Annotated in this window: 22 protein-coding genes; 13 read left to right on the plus strand and 9 right to left on the minus strand. The window is 70.9% G+C overall.

The features are described 5' to 3' along the window. Positions 1 to 64: 64 nt before the first annotated feature. Positions 65 to 1504, plus strand: a complete 1440-nt coding sequence (locus tag AA23TX_RS27140) for a carotenoid oxygenase family protein (protein WP_155545643.1) — start codon at positions 65 to 67, stop codon at positions 1502 to 1504. A 176-nt stretch (positions 1505 to 1680) separates the two neighbouring features. Here the strand turns inward: AA23TX_RS27140 and fdhD are convergent, their stop codons facing one another. Beyond that, entirely contained in the window at positions 1681 to 2505 is an 825-nt protein-coding gene (gene fdhD, locus AA23TX_RS27145; RefSeq protein WP_155545644.1) for a formate dehydrogenase accessory sulfurtransferase FdhD, read from the minus strand. Positions 2506 to 2609: 104 nt separating this feature from the next. Between fdhD and AA23TX_RS27150 the strand changes: the two genes are divergently transcribed. The 5 genes from AA23TX_RS27150 to AA23TX_RS27165 all read left to right on the plus strand — a co-directional run bounded on the left by AA23TX_RS27150 (position 2610) and on the right by AA23TX_RS27165 (position 7777). Next, complete coding sequence (locus tag AA23TX_RS27150) at positions 2610 to 3965, plus strand: L-lactate MFS transporter (protein WP_155545645.1); 1356 nt, start codon at positions 2610 to 2612, stop codon at positions 3963 to 3965. Then, complete coding sequence (locus AA23TX_RS50805) at positions 3965 to 4090, plus strand: MFS transporter small subunit (RefSeq protein ID WP_284742082.1); 126 nt, start codon at positions 3965 to 3967, stop codon at positions 4088 to 4090. Before AA23TX_RS27150 ends, AA23TX_RS50805 begins: the two co-directional genes overlap by 1 nt. Before the next feature lie 57 nt (positions 4091 to 4147). Continuing rightward, entirely contained in the window at positions 4148 to 5554 is a 1407-nt protein-coding gene (locus AA23TX_RS27155; RefSeq protein WP_155545646.1) for an LCP family protein, read from the plus strand. 295 nt (positions 5555 to 5849) lie between these two features. After that, positions 5850 to 6425 (plus strand): hypothetical protein, encoded by a 576-nt coding sequence (locus AA23TX_RS27160; protein WP_155545647.1) that lies wholly within the window; start codon positions 5850 to 5852, stop codon positions 6423 to 6425. Positions 6426 to 6514: 89 nt separating this feature from the next. After that, complete coding sequence (locus AA23TX_RS27165; RefSeq protein ID WP_155545648.1) at positions 6515 to 7777, plus strand: MFS transporter; 1263 nt, start codon at positions 6515 to 6517, stop codon at positions 7775 to 7777. Here AA23TX_RS27165 and AA23TX_RS27170 read toward each other — a convergent pair. The 5 genes from AA23TX_RS27170 to AA23TX_RS27190 all read right to left on the minus strand — a co-directional run bounded on the left by AA23TX_RS27170 (position 7768) and on the right by AA23TX_RS27190 (position 13343). After that, a complete protein-coding gene (locus tag AA23TX_RS27170; protein WP_155545649.1) occupies positions 7768 to 10074 on the minus strand; it encodes an FdhF/YdeP family oxidoreductase in 2307 nt (768 codons plus the stop codon). The two genes, AA23TX_RS27165 and AA23TX_RS27170, sit on opposite strands and share 10 nt — an antisense overlap. Positions 10075 to 10116: 42 nt before the next feature. Continuing rightward, positions 10117 to 11433 (minus strand): MFS transporter, encoded by a 1317-nt coding sequence (locus AA23TX_RS27175; protein WP_196425702.1) that lies wholly within the window; start codon positions 11431 to 11433, stop codon positions 10117 to 10119. 49 nt (positions 11434 to 11482) lie between these two features. After that, positions 11483 to 11920 carry a MarR family winged helix-turn-helix transcriptional regulator gene (locus tag AA23TX_RS27180; protein ID WP_155545651.1) on the minus strand — a complete coding sequence of 146 codons (438 nt, stop codon included), beginning with the start codon at positions 11918 to 11920 and terminating at the stop codon, positions 11483 to 11485. A gap of 73 nt (positions 11921 to 11993) precedes the next feature. Beyond that, complete coding sequence (locus tag AA23TX_RS27185; protein ID WP_155545652.1) at positions 11994 to 12989, minus strand: hypothetical protein; 996 nt, start codon at positions 12987 to 12989, stop codon at positions 11994 to 11996. Positions 12990 to 13040: 51 nt separating this feature from the next. After that, positions 13041 to 13343, minus strand: coding sequence for a hypothetical protein (locus tag AA23TX_RS27190; protein WP_155545653.1), 303 nt, complete (start codon positions 13341 to 13343; stop codon positions 13041 to 13043). 57 nt (positions 13344 to 13400) lie between these two features. On the opposite strand from AA23TX_RS27190, the gene AA23TX_RS27195 reads away from it, so the two are divergent. The 3 genes from AA23TX_RS27195 (at position 13401) to AA23TX_RS27205 (ending at position 17184) form a co-directional block, all read left to right on the plus strand. Then, on the plus strand, positions 13401 to 16022 hold the full coding sequence (locus AA23TX_RS27195) for a valine--tRNA ligase (RefSeq protein WP_155545654.1): 2622 nt from the start codon (positions 13401 to 13403) through the stop codon (positions 16020 to 16022). A gap of 209 nt (positions 16023 to 16231) precedes the next feature. Beyond that, complete coding sequence (locus tag AA23TX_RS27200) at positions 16232 to 16507, plus strand: hypothetical protein (protein WP_155545655.1); 276 nt, start codon at positions 16232 to 16234, stop codon at positions 16505 to 16507. Positions 16508 to 16722: 215 nt separating this feature from the next. Continuing rightward, on the plus strand, positions 16723 to 17184 hold the full coding sequence (locus AA23TX_RS27205; protein WP_155545656.1) for a hypothetical protein: 462 nt from the start codon (positions 16723 to 16725) through the stop codon (positions 17182 to 17184). On the opposite strand, the gene AA23TX_RS27210 is transcribed toward AA23TX_RS27205, so the two are convergent. Next, the gene (locus AA23TX_RS27210) at positions 17165 to 18073 is read right to left on the minus strand and encodes a LysR family transcriptional regulator (RefSeq protein WP_155545657.1); all 909 of its coding nucleotides are present in this window, start codon (positions 18071 to 18073) and stop codon (positions 17165 to 17167) included. The two genes, AA23TX_RS27205 and AA23TX_RS27210, sit on opposite strands and share 20 nt — an antisense overlap. 86 nt (positions 18074 to 18159) lie before the next feature. Here AA23TX_RS27210 and AA23TX_RS27215 point away from each other — a divergent pair, with 86 nt between their 5' ends. Both AA23TX_RS27215 and AA23TX_RS27220 read left to right on the plus strand, forming a co-directional pair. Then, the gene (locus AA23TX_RS27215; protein WP_155545658.1) at positions 18160 to 18918 is read left to right on the plus strand and encodes an alpha/beta fold hydrolase; all 759 of its coding nucleotides are present in this window, start codon (positions 18160 to 18162) and stop codon (positions 18916 to 18918) included. A gap of 12 nt (positions 18919 to 18930) precedes the next feature. Beyond that, complete coding sequence (locus AA23TX_RS27220; protein ID WP_155545659.1) at positions 18931 to 19707, plus strand: alpha/beta fold hydrolase; 777 nt, start codon at positions 18931 to 18933, stop codon at positions 19705 to 19707. Here the strand turns inward: AA23TX_RS27220 and AA23TX_RS27225 are convergent. After that, positions 19691 to 20548 carry an SGNH/GDSL hydrolase family protein gene (locus AA23TX_RS27225; protein WP_155545660.1) on the minus strand — a complete coding sequence of 286 codons (858 nt, stop codon included), beginning with the start codon at positions 20546 to 20548 and terminating at the stop codon, positions 19691 to 19693. The genes AA23TX_RS27220 and AA23TX_RS27225 overlap by 17 nt on opposite strands. Positions 20549 to 20620: 72 nt before the next feature. Further along, entirely contained in the window at positions 20621 to 21256 is a 636-nt protein-coding gene (locus tag AA23TX_RS27230; RefSeq protein ID WP_155545661.1) for a class I SAM-dependent methyltransferase, read from the minus strand. A 74-nt stretch (positions 21257 to 21330) separates the two neighbouring features. Between AA23TX_RS27230 and folC the strand changes: the two genes are divergently transcribed. Then, positions 21331 to 22986, plus strand: a complete 1656-nt coding sequence (gene folC, locus AA23TX_RS27235; protein ID WP_155545662.1) for a bifunctional tetrahydrofolate synthase/dihydrofolate synthase — start codon at positions 21331 to 21333, stop codon at positions 22984 to 22986. Continuing rightward, a complete protein-coding gene (locus AA23TX_RS27240; protein ID WP_155545663.1) occupies positions 22983 to 23381 on the plus strand; it encodes a DUF4233 domain-containing protein in 399 nt (132 codons plus the stop codon). Before folC ends, AA23TX_RS27240 begins: the two co-directional genes overlap by 4 nt.

The following is a 23381-nucleotide window of genomic DNA, read 5'->3' on the forward strand; positions in this document are numbered from 1 at the left end:
TATCTCATAACCCTGTTATAAATTGCCCTATAACCGAGTTATGGCAGCTTCGGAGGGGTCAGGCATGGGCACCAAGTTCCTCGAAGGCAACTTCGCCCCGGTGAGCCGGGAGCACACGATCACCGAGCTGGCCGTCACCGGGCACATCCCGGACTTCCTCGACGGCCGCTACCTGCGCAACGGGCCCAACCCGCTGTCCGAAGTGGACCCGGCGGCCTACCACTGGTTCATGGGCGACGGCATGGTCCACGGCGTGCGCCTGCGCGACGGCAAGGCCGAGTGGTACCGCAACCGGTGGGTGCGCAACCCGGCCGTCTCGGCGACGCTGGCGGGCGAGGACGCGAGCCGCTTCTGCGGGCTGGACGCGCTCGGCGCCAACACCAACGTCATCGGCCACGCCGGCAAGACCCTCGCGCTGATCGAGGCGGGCGCGCCGATCTACGAGCTGACCGAGGAGCTCGACACCGTCGGCCGCTGCGACTTCGACGGCACGCTGCCCGGCGGCTACACCGCCCACCCCAAGCGCGACCCGCGCACCGGTGAGCTGCACGCCGTGTCGTACTCCTTCGGCATGGGCAACAAGGTCCAGTACTCGGTGATCGACGCGCAGGGCCGCGCGCGCCGCACGGTCGACGTCGAGGTCACCGGGTCGCCGATGATGCACGACTTCTCGCTGACCGAAAAGCACGTCGTGTTCTACGACCTGCCGGTGACGTTCAACGCGGACATGGCGGTCGCCGCGAGCGTGCCGGGCGCGCTGCGGGCGCCGGCGAAGCTCGTCCTTTCGGCCATGGTCGGCAAGGTCCGCGTGCCGGACCCGGTGACGGCGATGATGTCCCGCAAGCTCGGCGCGAACGGCGGCCTGCCGTACCGCTGGAACCCGAGGTACCCGGCGCGGATCGGCGTCATGCCGCGCGAGGGCGGCAACGGTGACGTCCGGTGGTTCGAGGTCGAGCCGTGCTACGTCTTCCACCCGCTCAACGCCTACGACGACGGCGACGCCATCGTGCTCGACGTCGTCCGCCACCCGAAGATGTTCGACACCGAGCTGCACGGCCCGGACGAGGGCGGCCCCACCCTGGACCGGTGGACCGTCGACCTCACCGCGGGCAAGGTCCTGGAGGAGCGGCTCGACGACCGCGGCCAGGAGTTCCCGCGGGTGGACGAGCGGCTCGTCGGCCGGCGCCACCGCTACGGCTACTCGATGTCGGCCGACGGCGGCGCGACCCCCGGCGGCTCCCTGTTCAAGCACGACTTCTCGACGGGTTCGCGCCAGGAGCGCGCGTTCGGCGGGGGACGGCAGCCCGGCGAGTTCGTCTTCGTCCCGTCCCACGCGGACGCGGCGGAGGACGACGGCGTCCTGATGGGCTTCGTGTTCGACCCGGCGTCGCAACGCAGCGACCTCACGCTGCTCGACGCGGGCACGCTGGAGACGGTCGCCGCGATCCACCTGCCCGACCGCGTGCCCAACGGCTTCCACGGCAACTGGGTGGAGTCGGTCTGAGCCGTGTCGACCCTCCGATCACGCGTGTCGGCTCGCCAATCACGCGTGTCGACCGTTTGGACACGGCGTTCGACCCGTGGGCCCGCGGGCGCCCGTGATCGAGGGGACGACACGTGTGATTGAAGGGACGACACGCGTGATTGAAGGGACGACACGATGTCCTGGTCGAGCACCGCTCAGGTGAGCAAGCGGTGGTCACCGGTGTAGAGGTTCATCGAGTCGCCGCGCAGGAAGCCGATCAGCGTCATGCCGTTCTCCTCGGCCAGCTCGACCGCCAGTGACGACGGCGCGGACACCGCGGCCAGCAGCCCGATGCCGGCCATCGCGGCCTTCTGCACCAGTTCGAACGACGCGCGTCCGGACACCAGCAGGCCGAGCCCGGGCGCCGGGATCCGGCCGTCGAGGACGGCCCAGCCGAGCACCTTGTCGACCGCGTTGTGCCGGCCGACGTCCTCGCGGACGACGGCGATCTCACCGTCCGGGGTGAACAGTCCCGCCGCGTGCAAGCCGCCGGTGGAGGCGAACACCTTCTGCCGGGCGCGCAACGCGTCCGGCAGGGCGGACAGGGTCTCGCTCTTCACCGTGAAGGCCGCGTCGGCCGGGGAGAAGCGGGTCTTGAGCTTGACCGCGTCGAGCGCGGCCTTGCCGCAGACCCCGCACGAGGACGTCGTGTAGAAGTTGCGCTCGACCCCCGTGTCCGGCGGCGGCACGCCCGGCGCCAGCGCGATGTCCAGCACGTTGTAGGTGTTGCGGCCCTGATCGTCGACGCCGTCGCAGTAACGGGCGACGGCGATGTCCTCACGGCCGCCGATCACGCCTTCGGACAGCAGGAAGCCGTGGGCCAGCTCGACGTCGTTCCCGGGCGTGCGCATCGTCACCGCCAGCGCCTTGCCGCCGACCCGCAGTTCCAGGGGCTCTTCGGCGGCCAGCGCGTCGGGGCGGCGGCGGTCGCCGGACGCGGAGATCTTCCGCACCGGCCTGCGCACGGTCACCCTGCCCATCGCCCACACCCTTCTCCGCCGGAAAGTTTGACACCCGCATGGTGCAACACCGGGTATTTAGTAATACATTCCCTCCATCATCTTCACTCTAGGAGAGGGATCCGATGGCTCTCGGCTTCCTGGACCGTTCCCGGATCGTGGCACCCCCAGGCTGGACGCGCTGGCTGGTGCCGCCGGCGGCCCTTTCGGTACACCTGTCGATCGGGCAGGCCTACGCGTGGAGCGTGTTCAAGACCCCGCTCGAGAAGACGATGCACCTGAACGGAACGCAGAGCTCGCTGCCGTTCCAGCTCGGCATCGTCATGCTCGGCCTGTCCGCGGCGTTCGGCGGCACGCTCGTCGAGAAGAACGGCCCGCGCTGGGCGATGTTCGTCTCGATGTGCTGCTTCGCCAGCGGGTTCCTCGTCTCCGCCCTCGGTGTCGCGACCGGGCAGTTCTGGCTGGTCGTCGTCGGCTACGGCGGGATCGGCGGCGTGGGGCTCGGCATCGGCTACATCTCGCCGGTGTCCACGCTCATCAAGTGGTTCCCGGACCGCCCGGGCATGGCGACCGGTATCGCGATCATGGGCTTCGGCGGCGGCGCGCTGATCGCGTCGCCGTGGTCGTCGTCGATGCTCGGCACGTCGCCGACCACCGGCACGATCGCGACGGCCTTCCTGATCCACGGCGTCGTCTACGCGGCGTTCATGTCGATGGGCTGGCTGCTCGTGCGCGTCCCGGCCGACGACTGGAAGCCGGCGGGCTGGGAGCCGAAGACCGACCACGGCAAGGCGATGATCAGCACGGCGAACGTCTCGGCCGCCAACGCGATCAAGACGCCGCAGTTCTGGTGCCTGTGGGTCGTGCTGTGCTTCAACGTCACCGCGGGCATCGGCATCCTGGAGAAGGCGTCCCCGATGATCGTGGACTTCTTCAAGAACACGTCCACCCCGGTGGGCACGGCCGCGGCGGCCGGGTTCGTGGCGTTGCTGTCGCTGTGCAACATGCTCGGCCGGTTCGTCTGGTCGTCCACTTCGGACCTGGTCGGCCGCAAGAACATCTACCGCACCTACCTCGGCGTCGGCGCGGCGCTGTACCTGGTGATCGCGCTGACGGACAACTCGTCGAAGCTGGTGTTCATCCTGTGCGCGATGGTGATCCTGTCGTTCTACGGCGGCGGGTTCGCGACGATCCCGGCGTACCTGAAGGACCTCTTCGGCACTTACCAGGTCGGCGCGATCCACGGCCGGCTGCTCACCGCGTGGTCGGTGGCCGGCGTGCTCGGCCCGCTGATCGTCAACCGGATCGCCGACAGCCAGAAGGCGGCGGGCAAGTCCGGGCCGGAGCTCTACCAGCTGTCGTTCTACATCATGATCGGCCTGCTGGTGGTCGGCTTCGTGGCCAACGAGCTGGTGCGGCCGGTGAAGGCGAAGTTCCACGAGCCCGTCACGGCGGGCGCGACGGCGGGGAGTGAGGCGTGATGACGGAACCGGCGACGAAACCCAACCGGGTGCCGCTGATCGTGCTGGCCTGGGCGTGGGTCGTGCTGCCCTTCGCCTACGGCGTGTACCAGCTGTTCCTGAAGCTGGTCCAGCTCTTCGGCTAGCCCGTGTGAGCTGAGTCACCCTTGCAGCGGGAGGTGGCCCGGCGGCGTCGGTAGGGCGTGCACCTACTGGGGAAGATCGCCGTCGCCGGGCTCGCCTTCGCCGTCCTGGGCGGGACCGCTTACGGCTACCAGAACCTCCACGCCCTCGACGAGGTCTCGCGCGACAGCGTCATCGACGCCGACGGCGGCACCGGGCCCGGGGAACAGCCCGCCGACGGCTCGCTTGACATCCTGCTCGTCGGCCGGGACTCCCGCACCGACAAGGAGGGGAAGCCGCTTCCCGCGGACGTCCTGCGCGAGCTGCGGGCCGGCGCCAACGGCGACGACCTCACCGACACCCTCATCGTGCTGCGGATCCCGAACGGCACGCACGACGTGAAAGCGTTCTCCATCCCGCGCGACAGCTACGTCTCCATGCCCGGCGGGAAGGGCAAGATCAACGCCGCGTTCGGGCGGGCTAAGGCGGCCGAAGCGAAGCGGCAGCGCGACTCGGGGGAGACCGACAAGGCGAAGATCGACCAAGCCGCCCTCACCGCCGCGCGGCGCGGGACGCGGCAGGCCGTCGAGGACCTCACCGGCGTCAAGATCGACCACTTCGCCGAGGTCAACCTGCTGAGCTTCGCCGAGATCAGCAAGGCGGTCGGCGGCGTCGACGTCTGCCTCAAGAGCGCCACCAAGGACAAGAACTCCGGCGCGGACTTCCCGGCCGGGCCGCAGCGGATCTCGGGCGCGGACGCGCTGGCCTTCGTCCGGCAGCGCGACGGGCTCCCGGGCACCGACTTCGCCCGCGTCCGGCGGCAGCAGGTGTTCCTCGCCGGCCTGGCCCGGCAGGTGCTGTCGGCGGGGACGCTGGCCGATCCCGGGAAGCTGTCGGACCTCATCGACGCCGTCAAGCGCTCGGTGGTGCTCGACGCCTCGTGGAACCTGCTCGACTTCGTCTCGCAGATGCGCGGGGTCAGCGGCGGCGGGATCCGGTTCGAGACGATCCCCGTCGTCAACCGCGACTACCGGTACGACCAGGACAACCCCCGGGCCACGGCCGTGCAGGTCGACCCGGCCGCGGTCAAGTCCTTCGCGGCGGGGCTGATCGGGTCCGCCGCGCCGAAGGCGCCGCCGGCCGCCCCGGTCACCGTCGACATCTCCAACGCGGGCCCGAAGGAAGGGCTCGCGGCCCGCGTGGCCGGGTTCCTGGGCGAGCACGGGTTCGCCAAGGGCACGACCGGCAACACCGGGGCGCGGCGGACGTCACTGGTCACCTTCGGCGCCGACCTCGCGCAGCGGGGCGCGGAGGTCGCGAAGCTGCTCGGCGGGCTGTCGACGCAGGAGTCCGCGGCGGTGCCGCCCGGCCACATCGAGGTCGTGCTCGGGTCGGTGTACGCCGGCCCCGGGACCACCGGGGGCGGGGGCGCCCCGGCCGCCGGCGACGACCCGATCACCTCCAGCGGAGTCGTCTGCGTGGATTGACCGCGCGGTGGATTGACCGCGCGCTTTTCACCGCATTCCGCGAATTTGCGCGAAGAATTTCCGTAAAGGCGGGCAAAACCGTATTCGCCGACCAGACCACACCGGACCACGAGGGTGACTGGTCTTGACGCTGCCTCCCTGGTGAGGCAGTGTGCGGTGACCGTCGGCGGCAGCCCGCCGGACGGACCGGAAAAGATCACCGGAACGGTGACAGTCCGGAAAGTCAATTTCGAGAAATACGGAAAGTCCGGAACCTATGCGCAACAGCGTTGCCCGCGGAGGGTGGCTCCTTCCGGTGCTCGCTTCCGCCGTTCTTTGTGCCGGGTGCCAGTCGTCGTCCGCTTCGGCGCACTACCCCGACTCGATCGACGCCTGCAAGCTGCCCGCCTCGAACGCGCGCGACCGGCTCGCGCCCGGCACCGTCGAGGTCCCCCCCGATTCGGTCAAGACGGCCGACGCCAAGGTCGTCCCCCAGGACCGCTCCACCGAAGGCAACGAACTCACCAGCTGCAAGCGCCTGTTCGCCCGCGACCTCGGCGGCGGGAAGCCCAACCTGCAGGACTACCGGCTCGTCACGATCGCCGTCGTGCGGTTCACCGACGCCGACGCGGACGAGGGCGCGACCAAGGCCACCCAGCTGATGACCGACGCGCTCGGCGACCACTCGGGCGTCCGCCTCGCCACCGACGTCGGCGACGAGGCCGGGTTCTCCGAGCAGTGGGCCGCCGTCCGCACCGGGAACGTCGTGCTGGGCCTGGCCATCGCCGACGGCGGCACGGAGGCCGCGCTGATCCCGCCGGCGACCCTCGACAACGTCCAGGCCGTGGTCACCGACATGACGAACACCCTGCAGCGCGACTACCAGGGCTGAGCCTGGCCTGGCGTTGCGCCGGCCGCGAAACCCGCTGACAGCCGCGCGCGTCCGAGGCATCCTCCCGGAAGATCGGGGAGGGGGCAGGGGTGGCCGGAACGCGGGGCGGCCTGTGGCGGCACCGGGACTTCCGCCTGCTGTGGGCGGGCGAGACGACCAGCAAGCTGGGCAGCAACGTCACGACGGTCGCGCTGCCCTTGGTGGCCGTGCTCGGCACGCACGCCGGCCCGTTCACCGTGGGCCTGATCGCGGCCGCGTCCTGGGTGCCGTGGCTGGTGCTCGGGCTGCCGGCCGGGGCGTGGGTCGACCGGCTCCCGCGCCGGCCCGTGCTGCTGGGCTGCGACGTCGTCTCGGCGGCGGCGCTCGTCAGCGTCCCGGTCGCCGCCTGGCTCGGCGTCCTGACCGTGGCCCAGCTGGTCCTGGTCGCGGTGCTCACCGGGGCGAGCAGCGTCCTGTTCAGCACCGCCTACCGCGTCTACCTCCCGGTCCTCGTCGCCCCGGCGGACCTGCCGGAGGGGAACGCGAAGCTGCAGGGCAGCGAGGCCGTCGCCCAGCTCGCGGGCCGGAGCCTGGCGGGCGTGCTCGCCCAGTGGGCGGGGGCGGTGGCCGGCCTGGTCGTCGACGCGGTGACGTTCCTGGTCTCCGCGGGGTGCCTGGCGGCGATCTCCGTGCGGGAGCCACCCCGGTCGGCGGCCCGGCGGCGAAGCACCCTGCGCCGGGAAGTCGCCGACGGGCTGCGATGGGTGGCTCACGACCGTTACCTGCGCTCGCTGGCGGTGTTCGGCGCGGTCGCCAATGTCGCATTGACCGGCTACCAGGCGATCCAGGTCGTCTTCTTCGTGCGGGTGGTGGGCGTCGCCCCGGGCGCCGTGGGCGTCCTGGTGGCGGCCCCGGGGGCCGGCGGGGTGCTCGGCGCGGCCGTCGCCGTCCGGCTCGCGCGGCGCTGGGGCAGCGCGCGCAGCCTGCTGGCCTGCCTGCTCACCATGACCCCGCTCGGGTTGCTCATCCCCCTGACCACGCCTGGCCCCGGCCTCGCTCTCGCCGCGGCCGGCGGGGTCGCCGTCGGCGCGGCGGTCGTGGCCGCGAACGTGCTCGCCGCGGGCTTCCGGCAGACCTACCCGCCACCGGGCGTGCGCGGCCGGGTCGTCGCGACGAGCAGCCTGCTGGCGAACGGCTCGAGCGCGGCCGGCGCCCTGCTCGCCGGTGCCCTCGGTTCCCTCGCCGGCCCGCGGGCGGCGGTGTGGGCGGTCATGGCCGTGCTCGTCGCGGCGACGCTCGTCCTCGTCGCCGGCCCGATCCGGACCGGCCGGGACCTCCCCGCCGCCGCGACGCGGCCGGCTCGTCAGGCCTGAGGTTCGAGGCGCACCACGATCGCCTTCGACACCGGCGTGTTCGACTTCTCCGCCACCGAGTCCAGCGGCACCAGCGCGTTGGCCTCCGGGAAGTACGCCGCCGCGCACCCGCGGGCCGTCGGGTAGGCCACCACCCGGAACGACGGTGCGCGGCGGTCGCCGTCACGCCACTCCGAGACCAGGTCGACCATCGCGCCGTCGGTCAGGCCGAGCGCCGCGACGTCGTCCGGGTTCACCAGCACCACCCGGCGGGCGTTCTCGATGCCGCGGTAGCGGTCGGAAAGCCCGTAGATCGTGGTGTTGTACTGGTCGTGGCTGCGCATCGTCTGCAGCAGCAGGCGGCCCTCGGGCACCTGCGGGTACTCCAGCGCGGACACCGTGAAGTTGCCCTTGCCGTTGGCGGTGCCGGTGAACTCGCGGGAGTCGCGCGGCGCGTGCGGCAGCACGAACCCGTCCGGCTCGCGGACGCGGCGGTTGTAGTCCTGGCAGCCCGGCACGACCCGCGAGATGCGGTCCCGGATCAGGTCGTAGTCGGTCTCGAACGTCCGCCACGGCACGGCGTGCCCGGCCCCGAACAGCTTCTCGCCCAGCCGGCAGACGATCGCGACCTCGGACAGCAGGTGCTCGCTCGCCGGCTTGAGGCGCCCACGCGAGGAGTGCACCTGCGACATCGAGTCCTCGACCGTGACGAACTGCTCGCCGCTCGCCTGGACGTCGCGCTCGGTGCGGCCGAGCGTCGGCAGGATCAGCGCGGTGCGGCCGTGCACGACGTGGGAGCGGTTCAGCTTCGTCGAGACGTGCACGGTGAGCGAGCACGACGCGAGAGCCTTCTCGGTCGCCTCCGTGTCCGGCGTCGCCGACGCGAAGTTGCCGCCGACGGCGAAGAAGACCTTGCCGCGGCCGTCGCGCATCGCCCGGATCGCGTCGACGGTGTCGAAGCCGTGCTCGCGCGGGACCTCGATGCCGAACTCGCCGGCGAGGGAGTCCATGAAGGACTGCGGCATCTTCTCCCAGATGCCCATGGTCCGGTCGCCCTGGACGTTCGAGTGCCCGCGCACCGGGCACAGGCCCGCGCCCGGCTTGCCGATCATCCCGCGCATCAGCGCCAGGTTCGCGATCTCCGAAATCGTCGGCACGGCGTGCTTGTGCTGCGTCAGGCCCATCGCCCAGCAGTAGATCGTGCGCTCGGAGGAGGCGATCATCCGCGCGACGCGCTCGATCTGCTCGCGCGGCAGCCCGGTGGCGCGCTCGACCTCGGGCCAGTCGATCTCCCGCAGGTGCTTGGCGTAGTCGTCGAAGCCCTCGGTGACCCGCTCGACGAAGTCGCGGTCGACGATCGCACCCGGCGCTTCCTCGTCCCAGGTCAGCAGCAGGTGCCCGACGGCCTGGAACAGCGCGAGGTCGCCGCCGAGGCGGATCTGGGCGAACTCGTCGGCCAGCGGCGTGCCCTTGCCGACGACGCCGCGGACGTTCTGCGGGTTCTTGAACCGCATCAGCCCGGCCTCGGGCAGCGGGTTCACGGCGATGATCTGCGCGCCGTTGCCCTTGGCCTCTTCGAGCGCCGAGAGCATCCGCGGGTGGTTGGTGCCCGGGTTCTGCCCGACGACGACGATCAGGTCGGCCTTGTGGATGTCCGCGAGGCTCACGGAACCCTTGCCGATGCCGGTGGTCGCCGCCAGCGCCGCGCCGGAGGACTCGTGGCACATGTTGGAGCAGTCCGGCAGGTTGTTGGTGCCGAACGAACGTACGAGCAGCTGGTAGAGGAACGCGGCCTCGTTGCTGGTGCGGCCCGAGGTGTAGAAGATCGCCTCGTTGGGGTCGGTGAGGGCCTTCAGCTCGCCGGCGACGAGCTCGAAGGCGTCGTCCCAGGAGATCGGTTCGTAGTGCGTCGCGCCTTCGCGCAGCACGAACGGCTCGGTGACGCGGCCCTGCTGGCCGAGCCAGTAGTCGGTCTTGCCCCGGAGGTCGTCGATCGGGTGCTTCGCGAAGAACTCGCGGTCCACGCGACGTTTGGTGGCTTCCTCGGCGACCGCTTTGGCGCCGTTCTCGCAGAACTCGGCCAGCTTGCGCTTCTCGCCGTCGACCTCGCGGGGCTCCGGCCACGCGCAGCCCGGGCAGTCGAAGCCCTCACGCTGGTTCAGCAGCCGCAGCGCCTTGACGGTCCGGCCGGTGCCCATCTGCTCGACGCTGCGCGCGAGCGACACGGCGACGCCGGGTATCCCGGCCGCCCACCCCTTCGGCTTGCCCACCTCGAGGCGGGTCTCGTCCACGTCCTGCGCCGGCGCTTCACGGGTCATGTGTCCATCGTGCGCTTCGATGATCGCGGGCGCGAACAGGGGTCAGGCTTCGGCGGCGCGCAGGCCCCGGTCGGCGACGGTCACGGCGAGCAGGAGGACGCTGATCACGATCAGCGCGACAGCGAGCCGGTGGAGGCCGGCCGAGTCGGCGTGCGGTCCGTAGCAGAGCGCGATCAGCGTCGACGCCACGATCGCGCCCAGGTACTGGGCCGTGCGGAACAAGCCGCTCGCCGTGCCCATCTGCTCGGCGGGCGCTTCGCGGTACAACGTCGTCTGGTTCGCGACGCTCGTCAAACCCTGCGCCAGCCCGAACAACGCGGCCAGCGCCAGCAGCGCGCCGACCCACGTGCCGTCGTGGACGAGCAGCAGCAGCGCCGAACCGCCGATCAGCGCCACCGCGACCGTGAGCAGCCGCGCGCGGATCCCGGAGCCGCGCCCGGAGAACGCCGCCGCGCAGACCGCCGTGCCCGACATCGGCAGCAGCATCAGCCCGGCGGCCTCCTCGGACAGTTGCCGCGCGGTCTCCAGCCACTGGACGTAGCCGAACATGATCGCGTAGATGGCCATGAAGCTCAGGGCCTGCCGCAGGTAGGTCCGCAGGATCGCGCCGTTGGCCGCGAGCATCCGCAGGTCGAGGAACGGGTCGTCGCGACGCAGCTCGACCAGCCCGAACGCGACGCCGAACGCCGCGACGACGGCGAGCAGCCAGGGCTCGGTGCCCGGATCCATCAGGAAGAACAGGAGCGCGAGCAGGGTCGCCGAGAACAGCGCGATGCCCAGGACGTCGATCCGCTTCGCGGTGCGCTCGCCGCGGTCGTCCTTCGGGACCCACAGCAACGCCAGCACCAACGACAGCCCGGCGAGCGGGATGTTCACCGCGAAGATCGCCGGCCAGCCGAAGAGGCCGATCAGCAGCCCGCCCAGCGTCGGGCCGATCACCATCACCGTCTGCGCGGACATCGACAACACCGACAGCACGCGCGCGGGCACGCCCTGGCCGCTCGCCTCCGCGTGGTGGCGCAGCACGGCCATCGCGGCCGGGAAGCCGGCGCACGTACCCAGGCCGAGCACGACCCGGACGCCGGTCAGCCAGCCGACGGAGATCGGGATCATCCCGGCGATCCCGGCGATGATCACCAGCGCCGCGCCGCCGAGCAGGACCCGTCGGGCGCCGTACCGGTCGACGAGCAGGCCGACCACCGGCTGTCCGACCGCGGTGGCCAGGTAGAGCGCCGAGATCAGCCAGGCGGTCTGGCCGGGGCCGGCGCCGAAGCTCTGGCCGATCGGCACGAGCGCGACCGCGATGAGGGTGGAGTTGATCGGGTTGAGCACGGCGCCGGCAACCAGCGGGGTGACCAGGCGGGTGCCGAACTTCGCGGGGGCGGTGACGGTGCTCGTGAGGACTCCTTCAGTGTTCGGCGACGCGCTGCAGCAGCGGCAAAGCGCGGGTGACGGCCTCGAGCTCGCCGGGGGACAGGGCGTCCACCAGCGCCTGGGCCAGCCATTCCTCGCGGTGCTGCAGGATGCCGCGCACGGTGTCGCTGCCGGATTCGGAGAGGCTGATCACCACGCGGCGACGGTCGGCCGGGTCGGGGGTGCGGGCGAGGTAGCCGAGCTCGTCGAGGACGCCGAGGGTGGCGGCCATCGATTGCTGCCGCACGTGCTCGGCGGCGGCCAGTTCACCCTGCGTCGCGGGACCTTCGCGGTGCAGCCGGTTGAGCACCGCGGACTGCGACGGCGTCAGGATCCCGGCGTTGTCGACGTGCCGCAGCCGCCGGTGCAGCTGCGCGACGACGCCGCGGAGCCAGCCGGCGGTCTCGGCCACGTGTGCGGGTACTTCGCCCATGCACACAGTCTAACTGTACAGTCCAGACTGTGCAGTGGGATGTGACGCACTCCCGGCCGGGAGCGCGCGTGGGTCAGTGGCAGCCGTCGAGGGTCGGCACCGGGTACTTCGGGTCGTAGTAGCCGGGCGCGTCCTGGTCGTCGCCGGTCGACGGACCCGTCTGCGGGTTCGCGTAGCCCGGCGCCAGGAACCCCTCCCGGGCGGCGGCGCAGCCGACCGACGAGGTGGCGCTCTGCCCGCCGTCGAGCCACAGCCCCTGGCTGGTCTTGGCGACGCGGGAGCCCGTGGCGACGACGTAGGTCTCGTCCACGCGCAGGAAGCTGACGATCTCGTTCGGGCTGGTCAGCGACTCGGGGTGGACGTTGTCGAAGGCGTACGCGACGACGTACTTCGCGTCCACGGCCAGCTCACCGGGCTTCTCGCCGGCGTGCGCGGTGAGCGTGCCGAACGTGCGGGGACCCGCGTCGAGCAAGTGGTAGCCGTCGGCGATCTCGGTCAGATAGGAGTCGAAGCCGGCCTTGTCCTTCGCCGGCTTCTCGGCGAGCCGCGGCGTCAGCTGCTCGCGCTGGTCCGGGGCGAAGAGCGCGAGGTAGGCCTTCGGGTCGTGCGCGAGCAGCACGGCGGAGTCGAGGTGGGCGGCGAAGATGGCCTTCCGGGCCTGCGCGTAGGCGTCCGCGACCGCGTCGGCCTTGAAGGCGCCGACCGGGGCCGCGGCGGGCGAGGTGATGCCGTCCAGACCCTTCGGCCAGGTGTCGGCGGGGGTGTTCGCGTAGGGCCGGGCGAGGTCGACCCGGGCGTACTGCGCCACCTGCGTCGGGTTCGGCGCGGCGGCCGGGGCCGGGGTCCGGCGGCCGGCCAGCACGATGCCCGCGGTGGTCACGCCGAGGATCAGCACGAGCACGCCGAGTATCCACCAGCGGCGGTGCGGTTTGCGGACGCCGCGTTTGCGCTGCTTGCGGAGCCGCTTGCGATCCTTCTTGGCGCCGAGCCAGGCGTCGGTCTGCGCGTGCTTGCGCCACTCCGGGTCCATCAGGTCCGGGTGGGAATCGAGCAGGTTGTCGTCGTCCACGTTGCTTTCCCCCAAGGTCGATGCCTGATCATCGACAGCGGGGGACGAGCGTTACGAGCCGAAGAACAGGAGCGGGTCCTCGTTGACGCCGACGCCCTGGATCTGGTGCACGATGATGGCCGCCGCGACCAGCACGACCACCAGCAACAGCGCCAGCAGGCCCGGCCAGCGGCTCTGCCCCGGCTGCGCGACCGCGCCCGTGCGGCGCTCCCGCTTGCGGCGCTTCTTGAGCTCCTTCTTGGCGCCCAGCCAGGCGTCCCGCTCGGCGTACTTCTGCCAATCCGGGTTCATCAGGTCGGGGTGCGTCTCCAGGCGCCGGTCGTCCGGATCCTGCGGCTGCTGAGGCTGTGCCATCGGAGAGTGCCTTCCCCCTGGGTGACCCGCCGTGACGGGTTCGTAGACTTGTCCATTGTGACCGAGAACGCTCCGCAGCAGACCACCGACCTTCCGGGTGCCTGGGACCCGGCCGCCGAAGAAGCACCGATGTACGACCGCTGGGTAGCGGCCGGGTACTTCACGGCCGACGCCTCGTCGGAGAAGCCGCCGTTCTCGATCGTACTGCCGCCGCCCAACGTGACCGGTTCCCTGCACATGGGGCACGCCCTCAACCACACCCTGATGGACGCGATGAGCCGTCGCCGTCGCATGCAGGGGTACGAGGTGCTGTGGCTGCCGGGCATGGACCACGCGGGCATCGCGACGCAGAACGTCGTCGAGCGCCAGCTGGCCGGCGAGGGCCTTTCGCGCCACGACCTGGGCCGCGAGAAGTTCGTCGAGCGCGTCTGGGAGTGGAAGGCCGAGTACGGCGGCAAGATCCTCGGCCAGATGAAGCGCCTCGGCGACGGCGTCGACTGGTCGCGCGAGCGATTCACCATGGACGAGAACCTGTCGAAGGCCGTCCAGACGGTGTTCAAGAACTTCTTCGACGAGGGCCTGATCTACCGCGCCGAGCGGATCATCAACTGGTGCCCGCGCTGCCAGACCGCGCTGTCGGACATCGAGGTCGACCACAACGACGACGACGGCGAGCTCGTGTCGATCCGCTACGGCGACGGCGCGAACGCGATCGTGGTGGCCACCACCCGCGCCGAGACGATGCTGGGCGACACCGCGGTCGCCGTCCACCCGGACGACGAGCGGTACGCGCACCTGGTCGGCACCGAGGTCGAGCTGCCGCTGACCGGCCGCCGCATCCCGATCGTCGCCGACAAGCACGTCGACCCGGAGTTCGGCACCGGCGCGGTCAAGGTGACCCCGGCGCACGACCCGAACGACTTCGAGATCGGCCGCCGGCACGACCTGCCGATGCTGACGATCATGAACGAGCGCGCCGAGATCACGGTGAAGGGTCCCTTCGAGGGCCTCGACCGCTTCGAGGCCCGGCCCGCGGTGGTCGCGGCGCTGCGCGAGCTCGGCCGGATCGTGGCCGAGAAGCGCCCGTACGTCCACGCGGTCGGGCACTGCTCCCGCTGCGACACGGTCGTCGAGCCGCGGCTGTCGCTGCAGTGGTGGGTCAAGGTCGAAGAGCTGGCCCGCCTGGCCGGCGACGCGGTCCGCGACGGCCGCACCAAGATCCACCCGCCCGAGCTGGGCAAGCGGTACTTCGACTGGGTCGACAACATGCACGACTGGACGATCTCGCGCCAGCTGTGGTGGGGCCACCGGATCCCGGTGTTCTACGGCCCGGACGGCGAAGTCGTGTGCGTCGGCCCGGACGAGCAGCCCCCGACGGGTGAGGGCTGGACGCAGGACCCGGACGTGCTCGACACGTGGTTCTCGTCGGGCCTGTGGCCGATGTCGACGCTCGGGTGGCCTTCGTCTTCGGAAGATCTGGCGAAGTTCTATCCGACCAGTGTGCTGTCGACCGGCTACGACATCCTGTTCTTCTGGGTCGTCCGGATGATGATGTTCGGCGTGCACCAGATGGACGGGGTGCAGCCGTTCGACCACGTGTACCTGCACGGGCTGATCCGCGACGCGCAGGGCAAGAAGATGTCCAAGTCGCGGGGCAACGTGATCGACCCGCTGGAGTGGATGGACGCGTACGGCGCGGACGCCACCCGGTTCACCCTGGCCCGCGGCGCGAACCCGGGCGCGGACATGGCCCTGGCCGACGAGTGGGCGGCGGGCTCCCGCAACTTCTGCACGAAGCTGTGGAACGCGACGAAGTTCGCGATGATGAACGGCGCTTCGGTCGCCGCGCCATTGCCTTCGTCGTCTGAGCTGACCGAGTCCGACCGCTGGATCCTGGGCCGCCTGAGCGCGCTGGTGTCCGAAGTGGACGGCCTGTTCGAGGACTTCCAGTTCGCGAAGGTCGCGGGCGCGCTCTACCAGTTCACGTGGAACGAGCTGTGCGACTGGTACCTGGAGCTGGCGAAGGTCCAGCTGTACCAAGGAGATGACGCTCGGGTTTCGTCGACTCGCGCTGTCCTCGGGCACGTGCTGGACACGGTGCTGCGGCTGCTGCACCCGTTCATCCCGTTCATCACGGAGAAGCTCTGGACGGCACTGACCGGCGGTGAGTCGCTGGTGATCGCTGCTTGGCCCGCTCCCTTCGAGGGCTATGCGGACTCTTCGGCGGACGCGCGGATCGCGGACGTCCAGAAGCTGGTGACGGAGATCCGCCGCTTCCGGGCGGACCAGGGGTTGAAGCCGGGCCAGAAGGTGGCGTCGCGCCTGGCGGGCTACACCGGCGGCCACGAAGAGGCGATCCGCTCGCTGGTCCGGCTGACGGCACCGTCGGACGAGTTCGCGGCGAGCGCGTCCCTCGAGGTGGCCCTGGCGGACGGCGTGGTGACGGTGGAGCTGGACCTGTCGGGCACGGTCGACGTGGCGGCCGAGCGCAAGCGCCTGGAGAAGGACCTGGCGGCGGCTCGGAAGGAGCTGACGCAGACGGAGGCGAAGCTGGGCAACGAGGCGTTCATCGCGAAGGCCCCGGAGCAGGTGGTCGACAAGATCAAGGTGCGCAAGGAGACGGCGGCGTCGGACATCGACCGCATCACGTCCCGGCTGGCAGCCCTGCCGGCTTCCTGAGGTCGACTTCGAGGCCCGGTGCTCCTTCGGGAGTGCCGGGCTTTGTCGTACTCGTGCCTGGGCACTGAATTGATTCGAATCTTCAGTCTCCAGTGGAATCACGTCTTTCCTGTCGGACATACTGGCGCTCCGGTCAACGATCGCGATCATCGGCCACGGCGAGCGCGGTACACCGGAACCGTCGTATGCATCGAATAGGAGAGTCGAGAATGTCCAGCAAGACCGTCATGCCGACAGCGGCGTTGCGTTCGCCGTTGCCCACCGCAGGCTCCGTAGGGTGGCTGTACCTGACCGTGTTCGCAAGCATTGGTGTACTGGCATGGGTCATCCAGTTTGAGGGAGTCGCGTTTCTCATCGCGTTGCCGGCCGCCAGTGGCGTGGCGACCGTCGCGGTGTCACTGGTGAACTGCTTGCTGGGAAAAGACTACGGTGCTTGTGTGTCCGCGTCGTCTCCGCGGCCCGGTGACGTTCGGCCGCGGCGGTGATGACGTCACGACCGGGGCGTCCGGAGTCGAATCTCGATCTCGGGTCGGGACCTGAAGCTCAGTTCGGATTCGCACTCCGGCAATTGCGGGAGAGTGTGGGGTCGCCGCCGTACCGTAAAATGGCGACTCGGCCTGATGTGTACTTTTCCGCGTCCGTTCTGTCACGAACGGCCAACGGTGAGAAGATCCCGAAGTGGGCTCATGTGGAGGCGTACGTGATCGCCTGCGAAGGCGTGGACTGCAAGAGCGCGCTCAAGTATTGGCACCTTCAGTGGCGGCGTTATCGGGCCGAGGCGAAGGCGGAGAACCGTGCTCGCGGGATGCGGGTGGGCACCACGGTCGCGGTCTTGATGACCGAATGGCTGCGCAGGATCCTGGCAACGGTCTTGACGATCGGCGTCTGCACGGCAACGGCTTTCCTCGTTGCCGGGGGTGGGGCGCCGCCCGTCCCGCAACCCGGGCTGGCGGCAGGGTGTGAGTCGGTGGAAAAGGAGTTGGTCGCGGTGCAAGTGCAGCCCGGTCGACAGGACGGCTCGCCCCACGATGATCGATCTCAACGAAGGCAGCGTCAAGCGGAGATCCTGAAGCAGGTGGGTTGCGTCGTCGACTTCGATGAGCGCACATCGTCACCCGGCTTGGTCACCGCAGGTTCCCGCGTCAGTCGCCGGAGTTCTTAGCGACGCCGGCTTCGATCTTCCGTGCCGCTTCGATCAGGGCCACCAGCTCGGGAGTCAGCCGCCGGTCCGAAGGCGTCGCCAGATACGTCTGCATCCGCGGCGTCGGCTCCACCAAAGGCCGGAAAACCACCCCCGGGATCGGCAGCAGATTGGCGTGCGCCCGGTAGAACACCGTCCAGTGTGGACGCCCGAATCCCAGCGTCCCCAGTGTGTCCTGCGCCGTCGTGAACTCCGTTCCCAGCACCGGCTCGAACCCCGCCGCGCGGCAGCACGACACCACCAGGTCGTACAACGGCTGGTTCCGCGCCCGCGAACTGAGCCGCACCGGCAACGAAGCCAGCGAAGCAAAAGAGACCTCCGAAACGGAAGCCAACGGATGAGACGCGGGCAACGCCACCATCACCTCGTCCATCCACAAAGGAGTGAAGTCGAGACCCGAAGACGGCCACGAACCCCGCACGATGGTCGCGTCCAGGGATCCGTCGCGGACTCGCTGCAGCCGCTCGGCCGTCGGGGCGTGGACCAGTTCCAACGACGCCGACGGCGCCAGACGGGCGAAGGCGCCCAGCAGGACGTCCAGCCGATCACCCAGGCCTTCGCTCGTGCCCAGCCGCAGGAGGGTCCTCGAAGCGCGGAACTCCGACACCGCGTCCGAAGCCCGGTCGGCCGCCGCCAGTACCGCACGTGCGTGTGGCAGGAACCGCTGTCCCGCCTCCGTCAACACCACCGAACGCGTCGACCGCGCGAACAGCGTCACGCCCAATGACCGCTCCAGCCGCCGCACCTGCTGGCTCACCGCCGGCTGGACGATGTGCAGCCGCTCCGCCGCGCGGCCGAAGTGCAGCTCCTCCGCGACCGTCACGAAGTACCTCAGCTGGCGAAGTTCCACGTCGGACCCCATTCATCAGCGTTCGTGATGAGTGTAGGAGCGGACTGCCCATCGAAAAACGCCGACCGCGTGGCCAGGCTCGAGCCATGCCTTACGCCACCGTCAACCACACCCGGCTGCACTACGAAGACGCCGGCGCCGGCCCGGCCCTGCTGTTCCTGCACGGCTGGGGGACCAGCGGCCGCGTCTGGCAGTCGTGCCTGCCCGATCTCGTGCGCGACCACCGCGTCGTCACCCTCGACTGGCGCGGGTGCGGCCGCTCGGACCACCCCGCCGAGGGCAACACCATCGCCGGGATCGTCGCGGACGTCGCCGCGGTGATCGAGACGCTCGGGATCCACCCCACCGTCGTCGGGTCCAGCATCGGCGGGATCTTCGCCACCGAACTCGCGCTCGCCCGGCCCGAGCTGGTCGAGCACGTCGTCGCCGTCGACAGCCCCGGCTACTGGCCGAGCACCGGCATGCTCGACAAGGTGCACGACCTGCGCGAACGCCTCGTCGACGACCGCGCCGGCACCTTCGAGGACTGGGTGCCCAACTGGGTCGCGGGCGCCGCGCCCGGGCTCGTCGCGTGGACGATCCGCCAGCTGCTCGACTCCGGCGTCCACATCGACGAGCTCTTCACCGAGTGCACCACCTACGACCCGCGGCCGCGCCTCGGCGACCTGAAGGTCCCGATCACCTACCTGCACGGGGAGCTGGACGCCGAGATCCCCCTCGAAGTCCCGCGCACCTGCGCCGCCGAGACGCCCGGCGCCCGCGTCCACGTCCTCGCCGGCTGCGGGCACCTCCCGCACCAGGAAAACCCGCGCGCGTTCACCGCCGCCCTCCGCGAGATCGCCTGAAGGAGCCGACGCATGCCCGAAGTGACGCTCGGAACCACCACCGTCCACTACGACCGGACCGGTGACGGCCCCGCGCTGCTCCTGCTGCACGGCACCGCCGCCTCCCGCGAGCAGTGGGCACCCCTGACGGCGCGAGCGCGGGGCTTCACCGTCCTCGCCCCCGACTTCCCCGGCTCCGGGCTGACCGCCGACGACGGCGGACCGATCGAGATCGAGGACCTCGCCGCCCAGGTCGAAGCCGTCCTGGACCACGCGGACGTCGCGAAAGCCCAGGTCGTCGGGCACTCGCTCGGCGCCGTCGTGGCGGCGCACCTGGCCGGCACCCGCCCGGACCGCGTCCGGAAAGCGGTCCTGCACGCCGCCTGGCCCGTCACGGACACCAGGCAGGACGCCGAATTCCGCCTCTGGCTGGACCTGCTGGAAACCGGGACCTTCGCCCGGATGCTCCCGCTGATGGCGTTCGGCCCGCGCTACTGGGAGCAGGCCACCGCCGAGAGCAACGAGCAACTCGTCAAGACGCTCGAGACGATGATCGAGCCGGGTACGGACCGGCAGATCGAAGCCGACCGCGGCGTCGACCTGCGGCCCGTCCTCGGGAGGATCACCGCGCCCGTCCTGGTTCTCGGCAGCGCGCACGACCGGCTGGTCACCGCGGACCAGCAGCGTGCGCTGGTCGCCGCGATCCGGCACGCGCGCGCCGCCGAGATCGACGCGGGGCACGGAGCCCCGGCCGAGCTGCCGGACGAGTTCGCCCGGATCGTGCTGGCGTTCGTCACCGCAGGGACTTGAGCACCACCGCGGCCACGCCCGCCATCCCGGTCTTCAGCGGGTGGTAGGCGGCCGCTTCGAAGATGTTCTGGTTCTTGCCGTTGATCCACGCCGACCCGCCGCGCGCGCACGCGTCGTGGCCGCGGGACGGCCCGAAGGTGTCCACGAACTCCGCGTCACCGTTCGAAGCCGCGTCTTCCAGCGCCCGGTTCAGGTCGGCCTCGACGCTGTTCAGCCACGCGTAGTCGCCGTCGGCGAACGGCAGCACGTCCGGGCAGTAGCCCTTCTCCGGCGCGATCCGCGGGTAGCCGACCACGAGCACCCGCGCCCGCGGGGACCGCTCGTGGATCGCGGCGAGCACCGCCTCGACCCGGGGGCCGATGTTGCCGATCGCCGGCGTGACCGAGCCGTCGAAGTGCTCTTCGCAGGGGCTGCCCGTCGGGTCGCTCGCCCGCAGGCCCGGGCAGGTCGAGATCAGGCTGCCGAACACGTCGTAGTCGTTGCCGCCGATGCCGAGCGTGACCAGGTCGGTATCGATCCGCAACGCGCCCAGCTGCGGCGGGTTGGTGCCGTTGAACGGCACGCCCTGCGGCCGCGTCATGTTCGTCGTGTCCGCGCCGGCGCAGCTGACGTCGGTGAACCGCCCGGCGTGCAGGGCCGCGGCCAGCACCGAGGGGTAGTTCGCGGTGGACCGCCCGCAGCCCAGCGGGTCGAGCCGCTGGACCGGGATGAACGGCCCGGAGGTGTAGGAGTCGCCGAGGGCGACGTAGCTGCCGATGCTCGCCGCGGTGGCGGCGGTGGCCGACGCCGGCAGCAGGATGGCTGCCGAGACGACGGCGGTGAGCAGCCGGGGGATGCGCATGAAGACCTCGTTCTCGCTGGCGGAAACGCTCCTTCCACATCTAGCGAGCCCCGGACGGCGAGGGGACGGACTTCACCCGCCAGTCGGGTCACCGTCGCCGTGCTCACGGTAAGTGATCAACGTGCGCCAGAACAGCAACGGCCGGACGGTGCTCCCGGGCAGCAGCCGAGCCGCCTCCCGGCGCACCTCGGCCAGGGTCGGGTAGTCGTCGACGACCGGGGCCCGCGGGCCGTCCTCGCCGCCGCCGTTCAGCCGCTCGCCGGCGTAGACGACCAGCCGCGCGAGCGCGTTGACCGGGAAGGCCGCGATCGCCCGCGCCCAGTCCGCGGGGGTGCTCGGTTTCGCCAGGCCGAGCACCACGAGCACGCCGCCCGGCACCAGCGCGCGGCGCAGCTTGGCGACCGTTGCGAACGGCATGTGGTGCAGGGACGCGATGCACGAGATGAAGTCGTAGTGCTCGTCGGGCAGGGCGTCGGTGGTGATGTCGGCCTGCCGGTAGACGATCTTGCCCGGCCCCGGCGACCCCAGGCCCGCCGCCGCCTCGACCATCGCGGCCGAGACGTCCACCGCCTCCACCGCCATGCCGGTCGCGGCCAGCCGCCGCGCGAACCGGCCGGTGCCGCACCCGACGTCCAGCGCGAGCCCCGGCCCGGGCGGCAGCTGGTCCAGCAGCAGCGGGTGGTAGTGGTCGTTGTGGTTGAACGGCATGCGTCGAGAGTGCCACCGATCGCGCACGTAGACTCGGAAGGCAAGCACGAAAACCCCAGGCCGGAGGAGAGTCAGTGCCGCAGGATGAGACAGGTCGCAGGCCGGACCTGTCCGATCTCGACAGCTTCGCGGGCGTCGACGAGCTGGGTGCCGAAGGGTACGAGGACTCGGACGACCACGACCCCGAGCTGGACGCCCGTGACACCGCGTTCGAAGCCGGTGGCGGCTCGCGCGGCGGGATCGGCGGTGTCGGCCAGCTGGGCGACAACCTCGCCACCGGGCCGGTGCCCGACCTGAGCGTGCCCGAGGACACCGAGCTCCACGAGCTCGACGACCAGGGCGAACCCGAGGTCCACGGCAGCCCGGACGGCCCCGAGGCCCGCCGTGAGCTGATGGCCGTCGAGGCCGAGCTGAACCAGCGCTGGCCGGAGACGAAGATCGAGCCGTCACTCACCCGGATCTCCGCGCTGACGCAGCTGCTGGGCGAGCCGAACCACGGCTACCCGGTGCTGCACGTCGCCGGCACCAACGGCAAGGGCTCCACGGCCCGGATGATCGACGCGCTGCTGACCCGGATGGGCCTGCGCGTCGGCCGCTACACCAGCCCCCACCTGCAGCTGGTCACCGAGCGGATCGCGCTCGACGGCCGGCCGATCTCGGCCGCCCGCTACGCCGAGCTGTGGCACGACATCGCGCCGTACGTGTCCATGGTGGACGGTGCGAGCGCGGACGGCGTCGAGATGAGCAAGTTCGAGATCCTCACCGGGATGGCGTTCGCCGCCTTCGCCGACGCGCCGGTGGAGGCCGCGGTCATCGAGGCCGGCCTGGGTGGTGCGTGGGACGCCACGAACGTCGCCGACGCCTATGTCGCCGTCATCACGCCGATCGGCGTCGACCACGTCGAATACCTGGGGCCCGACGCGGTGAGCGCGGCGCGCGAGAAGGCCGGGATCATCAAGCCCGGCTCGGTCGCGGTCATCGCCGAGCAGGACCCCGAGGTGCAGAAGGTGCTGCTGGAACGCGCCGTCGAGGTCGACGCGGCGGTCGCCCGCGCGGGCAGCGAGTTCGGCGTGCTGGAGCGCGAGGTCGCCGTGGGCGGGCAGCTGCTGAAGCTGCAGGGCCTCGGCGGGGTCTACGACGACATCTTCCTGCCGCTGCACGGCGCCCACCAGGCCGCGAACGCCGCGCTCGCGCTGGCCGCGGTCGAGGCGTTCTTCGGCGCGGGCAAGGACAAGCAGCTGGTCGTCGAGGCCGTCCGCGAGGCGTTCGCCGAGGTCGAGACCCCGGGACGGCTGGAGCGCGTCCGCGCGGCCCCCGCGGTGATGATCGACGCGGCCCACAACCCGCACGGCGCCCGCGCGCTCGCGGCGACCGTGGCCGAGGAGTTCGCCTTCCGCCGCCTGGTCGCGGTGGTCGGCGTGATGGCCGAGAAGGACGCCCAGGGCATCCTCGACGCGCTGGAGCCGGTGGTGTCCGACATCGTCGTGACGCGCAACTCGTCGCCGCGCGCGATGCCGCTGGAGGAGCTGAACCAGCTGGCCATCTCGGTGTTCGGCGAGGACCGGGTGGTCGCCGAGACCGACCTGGAGACGGCGATCGAGACGGCGATCGCGCTGGTGGAGACCAGCGACGACCCCGAAGAGCCGCTCGCGGGCGGCGGCGTGCTCGTCACCGGCTCGGTGGTCACCGTCGGCGAGACGCGCACGCTGTTCGGGAAGGAGCCGGCGTGACGGAGCCGACGGAGAAGCCCAAGCCCAAGGACCCCATGAAGGGCTTCCGCGGCGTGATGTCGGGAACGCTGATCATGGAGGCGATCACGGTCGCCCTGGCCCTGCCGGTGGTGAACAGGCTCGGCGGCGGGATCAGCACCGGCACCGGCTGGACCGTGCTCGCGATCGCGCTGGTGCTGGTCGTGCTGTGCGGGTTCGTGAAGAAGCCGTGGACGGTGCCGGTCATCCTCGGCGTACAGGTGGTGCTGATCGCGCTCGTGTTCTGGCTGCCCGCGATCGCCGTGCTGGGCGTGGTGTTCCTGGCGATCTGGCTGTGGCTGCTGTGGCTGCGCAAGGACGTCGCCCGCCGCATGGCGGCCGGCACCCTCGCGAGCCAGCAGCAGCCCCAGCCCTGA

The organism is Amycolatopsis camponoti (genome assembly GCF_902497555.1).
Classification (GTDB): domain Bacteria; phylum Actinomycetota; class Actinomycetes; order Mycobacteriales; family Pseudonocardiaceae; genus Amycolatopsis; species Amycolatopsis camponoti.

Coding starts and splice junctions, on each gene's coding strand:
- AA23TX_RS27140 (WP_155545643.1), top strand. CDS start 65: ATGGGCACCAAGTTCCTCGAAGGCAACTTCGCCCCGGTGAGCCGGGAG.
- fdhD (WP_155545644.1), bottom strand. CDS start 2,505: ATGGGCAGGGTGACCGTGCGCAGGCCGGTGCGGAAGATCTCCGCGTCC.
- AA23TX_RS27150 (WP_155545645.1), top strand. CDS start 2,610: ATGGCTCTCGGCTTCCTGGACCGTTCCCGGATCGTGGCACCCCCAGGC.
- AA23TX_RS50805 (WP_284742082.1), top strand. CDS start 3,965: ATGACGGAACCGGCGACGAAACCCAACCGGGTGCCGCTGATCGTGCTG.
- AA23TX_RS27170 (WP_155545649.1), bottom strand. CDS start 10,074: ATGACCCGTGAAGCGCCGGCGCAGGACGTGGACGAGACCCGCCTCGAG.
- AA23TX_RS27180 (WP_155545651.1), bottom strand. CDS start 11,920: ATGGGCGAAGTACCCGCACACGTGGCCGAGACCGCCGGCTGGCTCCGC.
- AA23TX_RS27190 (WP_155545653.1), bottom strand. CDS start 13,343: ATGGCACAGCCTCAGCAGCCGCAGGATCCGGACGACCGGCGCCTGGAG.
- AA23TX_RS27200 (WP_155545655.1), top strand. CDS start 16,232: ATGTCCAGCAAGACCGTCATGCCGACAGCGGCGTTGCGTTCGCCGTTG.
- AA23TX_RS27215 (WP_155545658.1), top strand. CDS start 18,160: ATGCCTTACGCCACCGTCAACCACACCCGGCTGCACTACGAAGACGCC.
- AA23TX_RS27220 (WP_155545659.1), top strand. CDS start 18,931: ATGCCCGAAGTGACGCTCGGAACCACCACCGTCCACTACGACCGGACC.
- AA23TX_RS27225 (WP_155545660.1), bottom strand. CDS start 20,548: ATGCGCATCCCCCGGCTGCTCACCGCCGTCGTCTCGGCAGCCATCCTG.
- AA23TX_RS27230 (WP_155545661.1), bottom strand. CDS start 21,256: ATGCCGTTCAACCACAACGACCACTACCACCCGCTGCTGCTGGACCAG.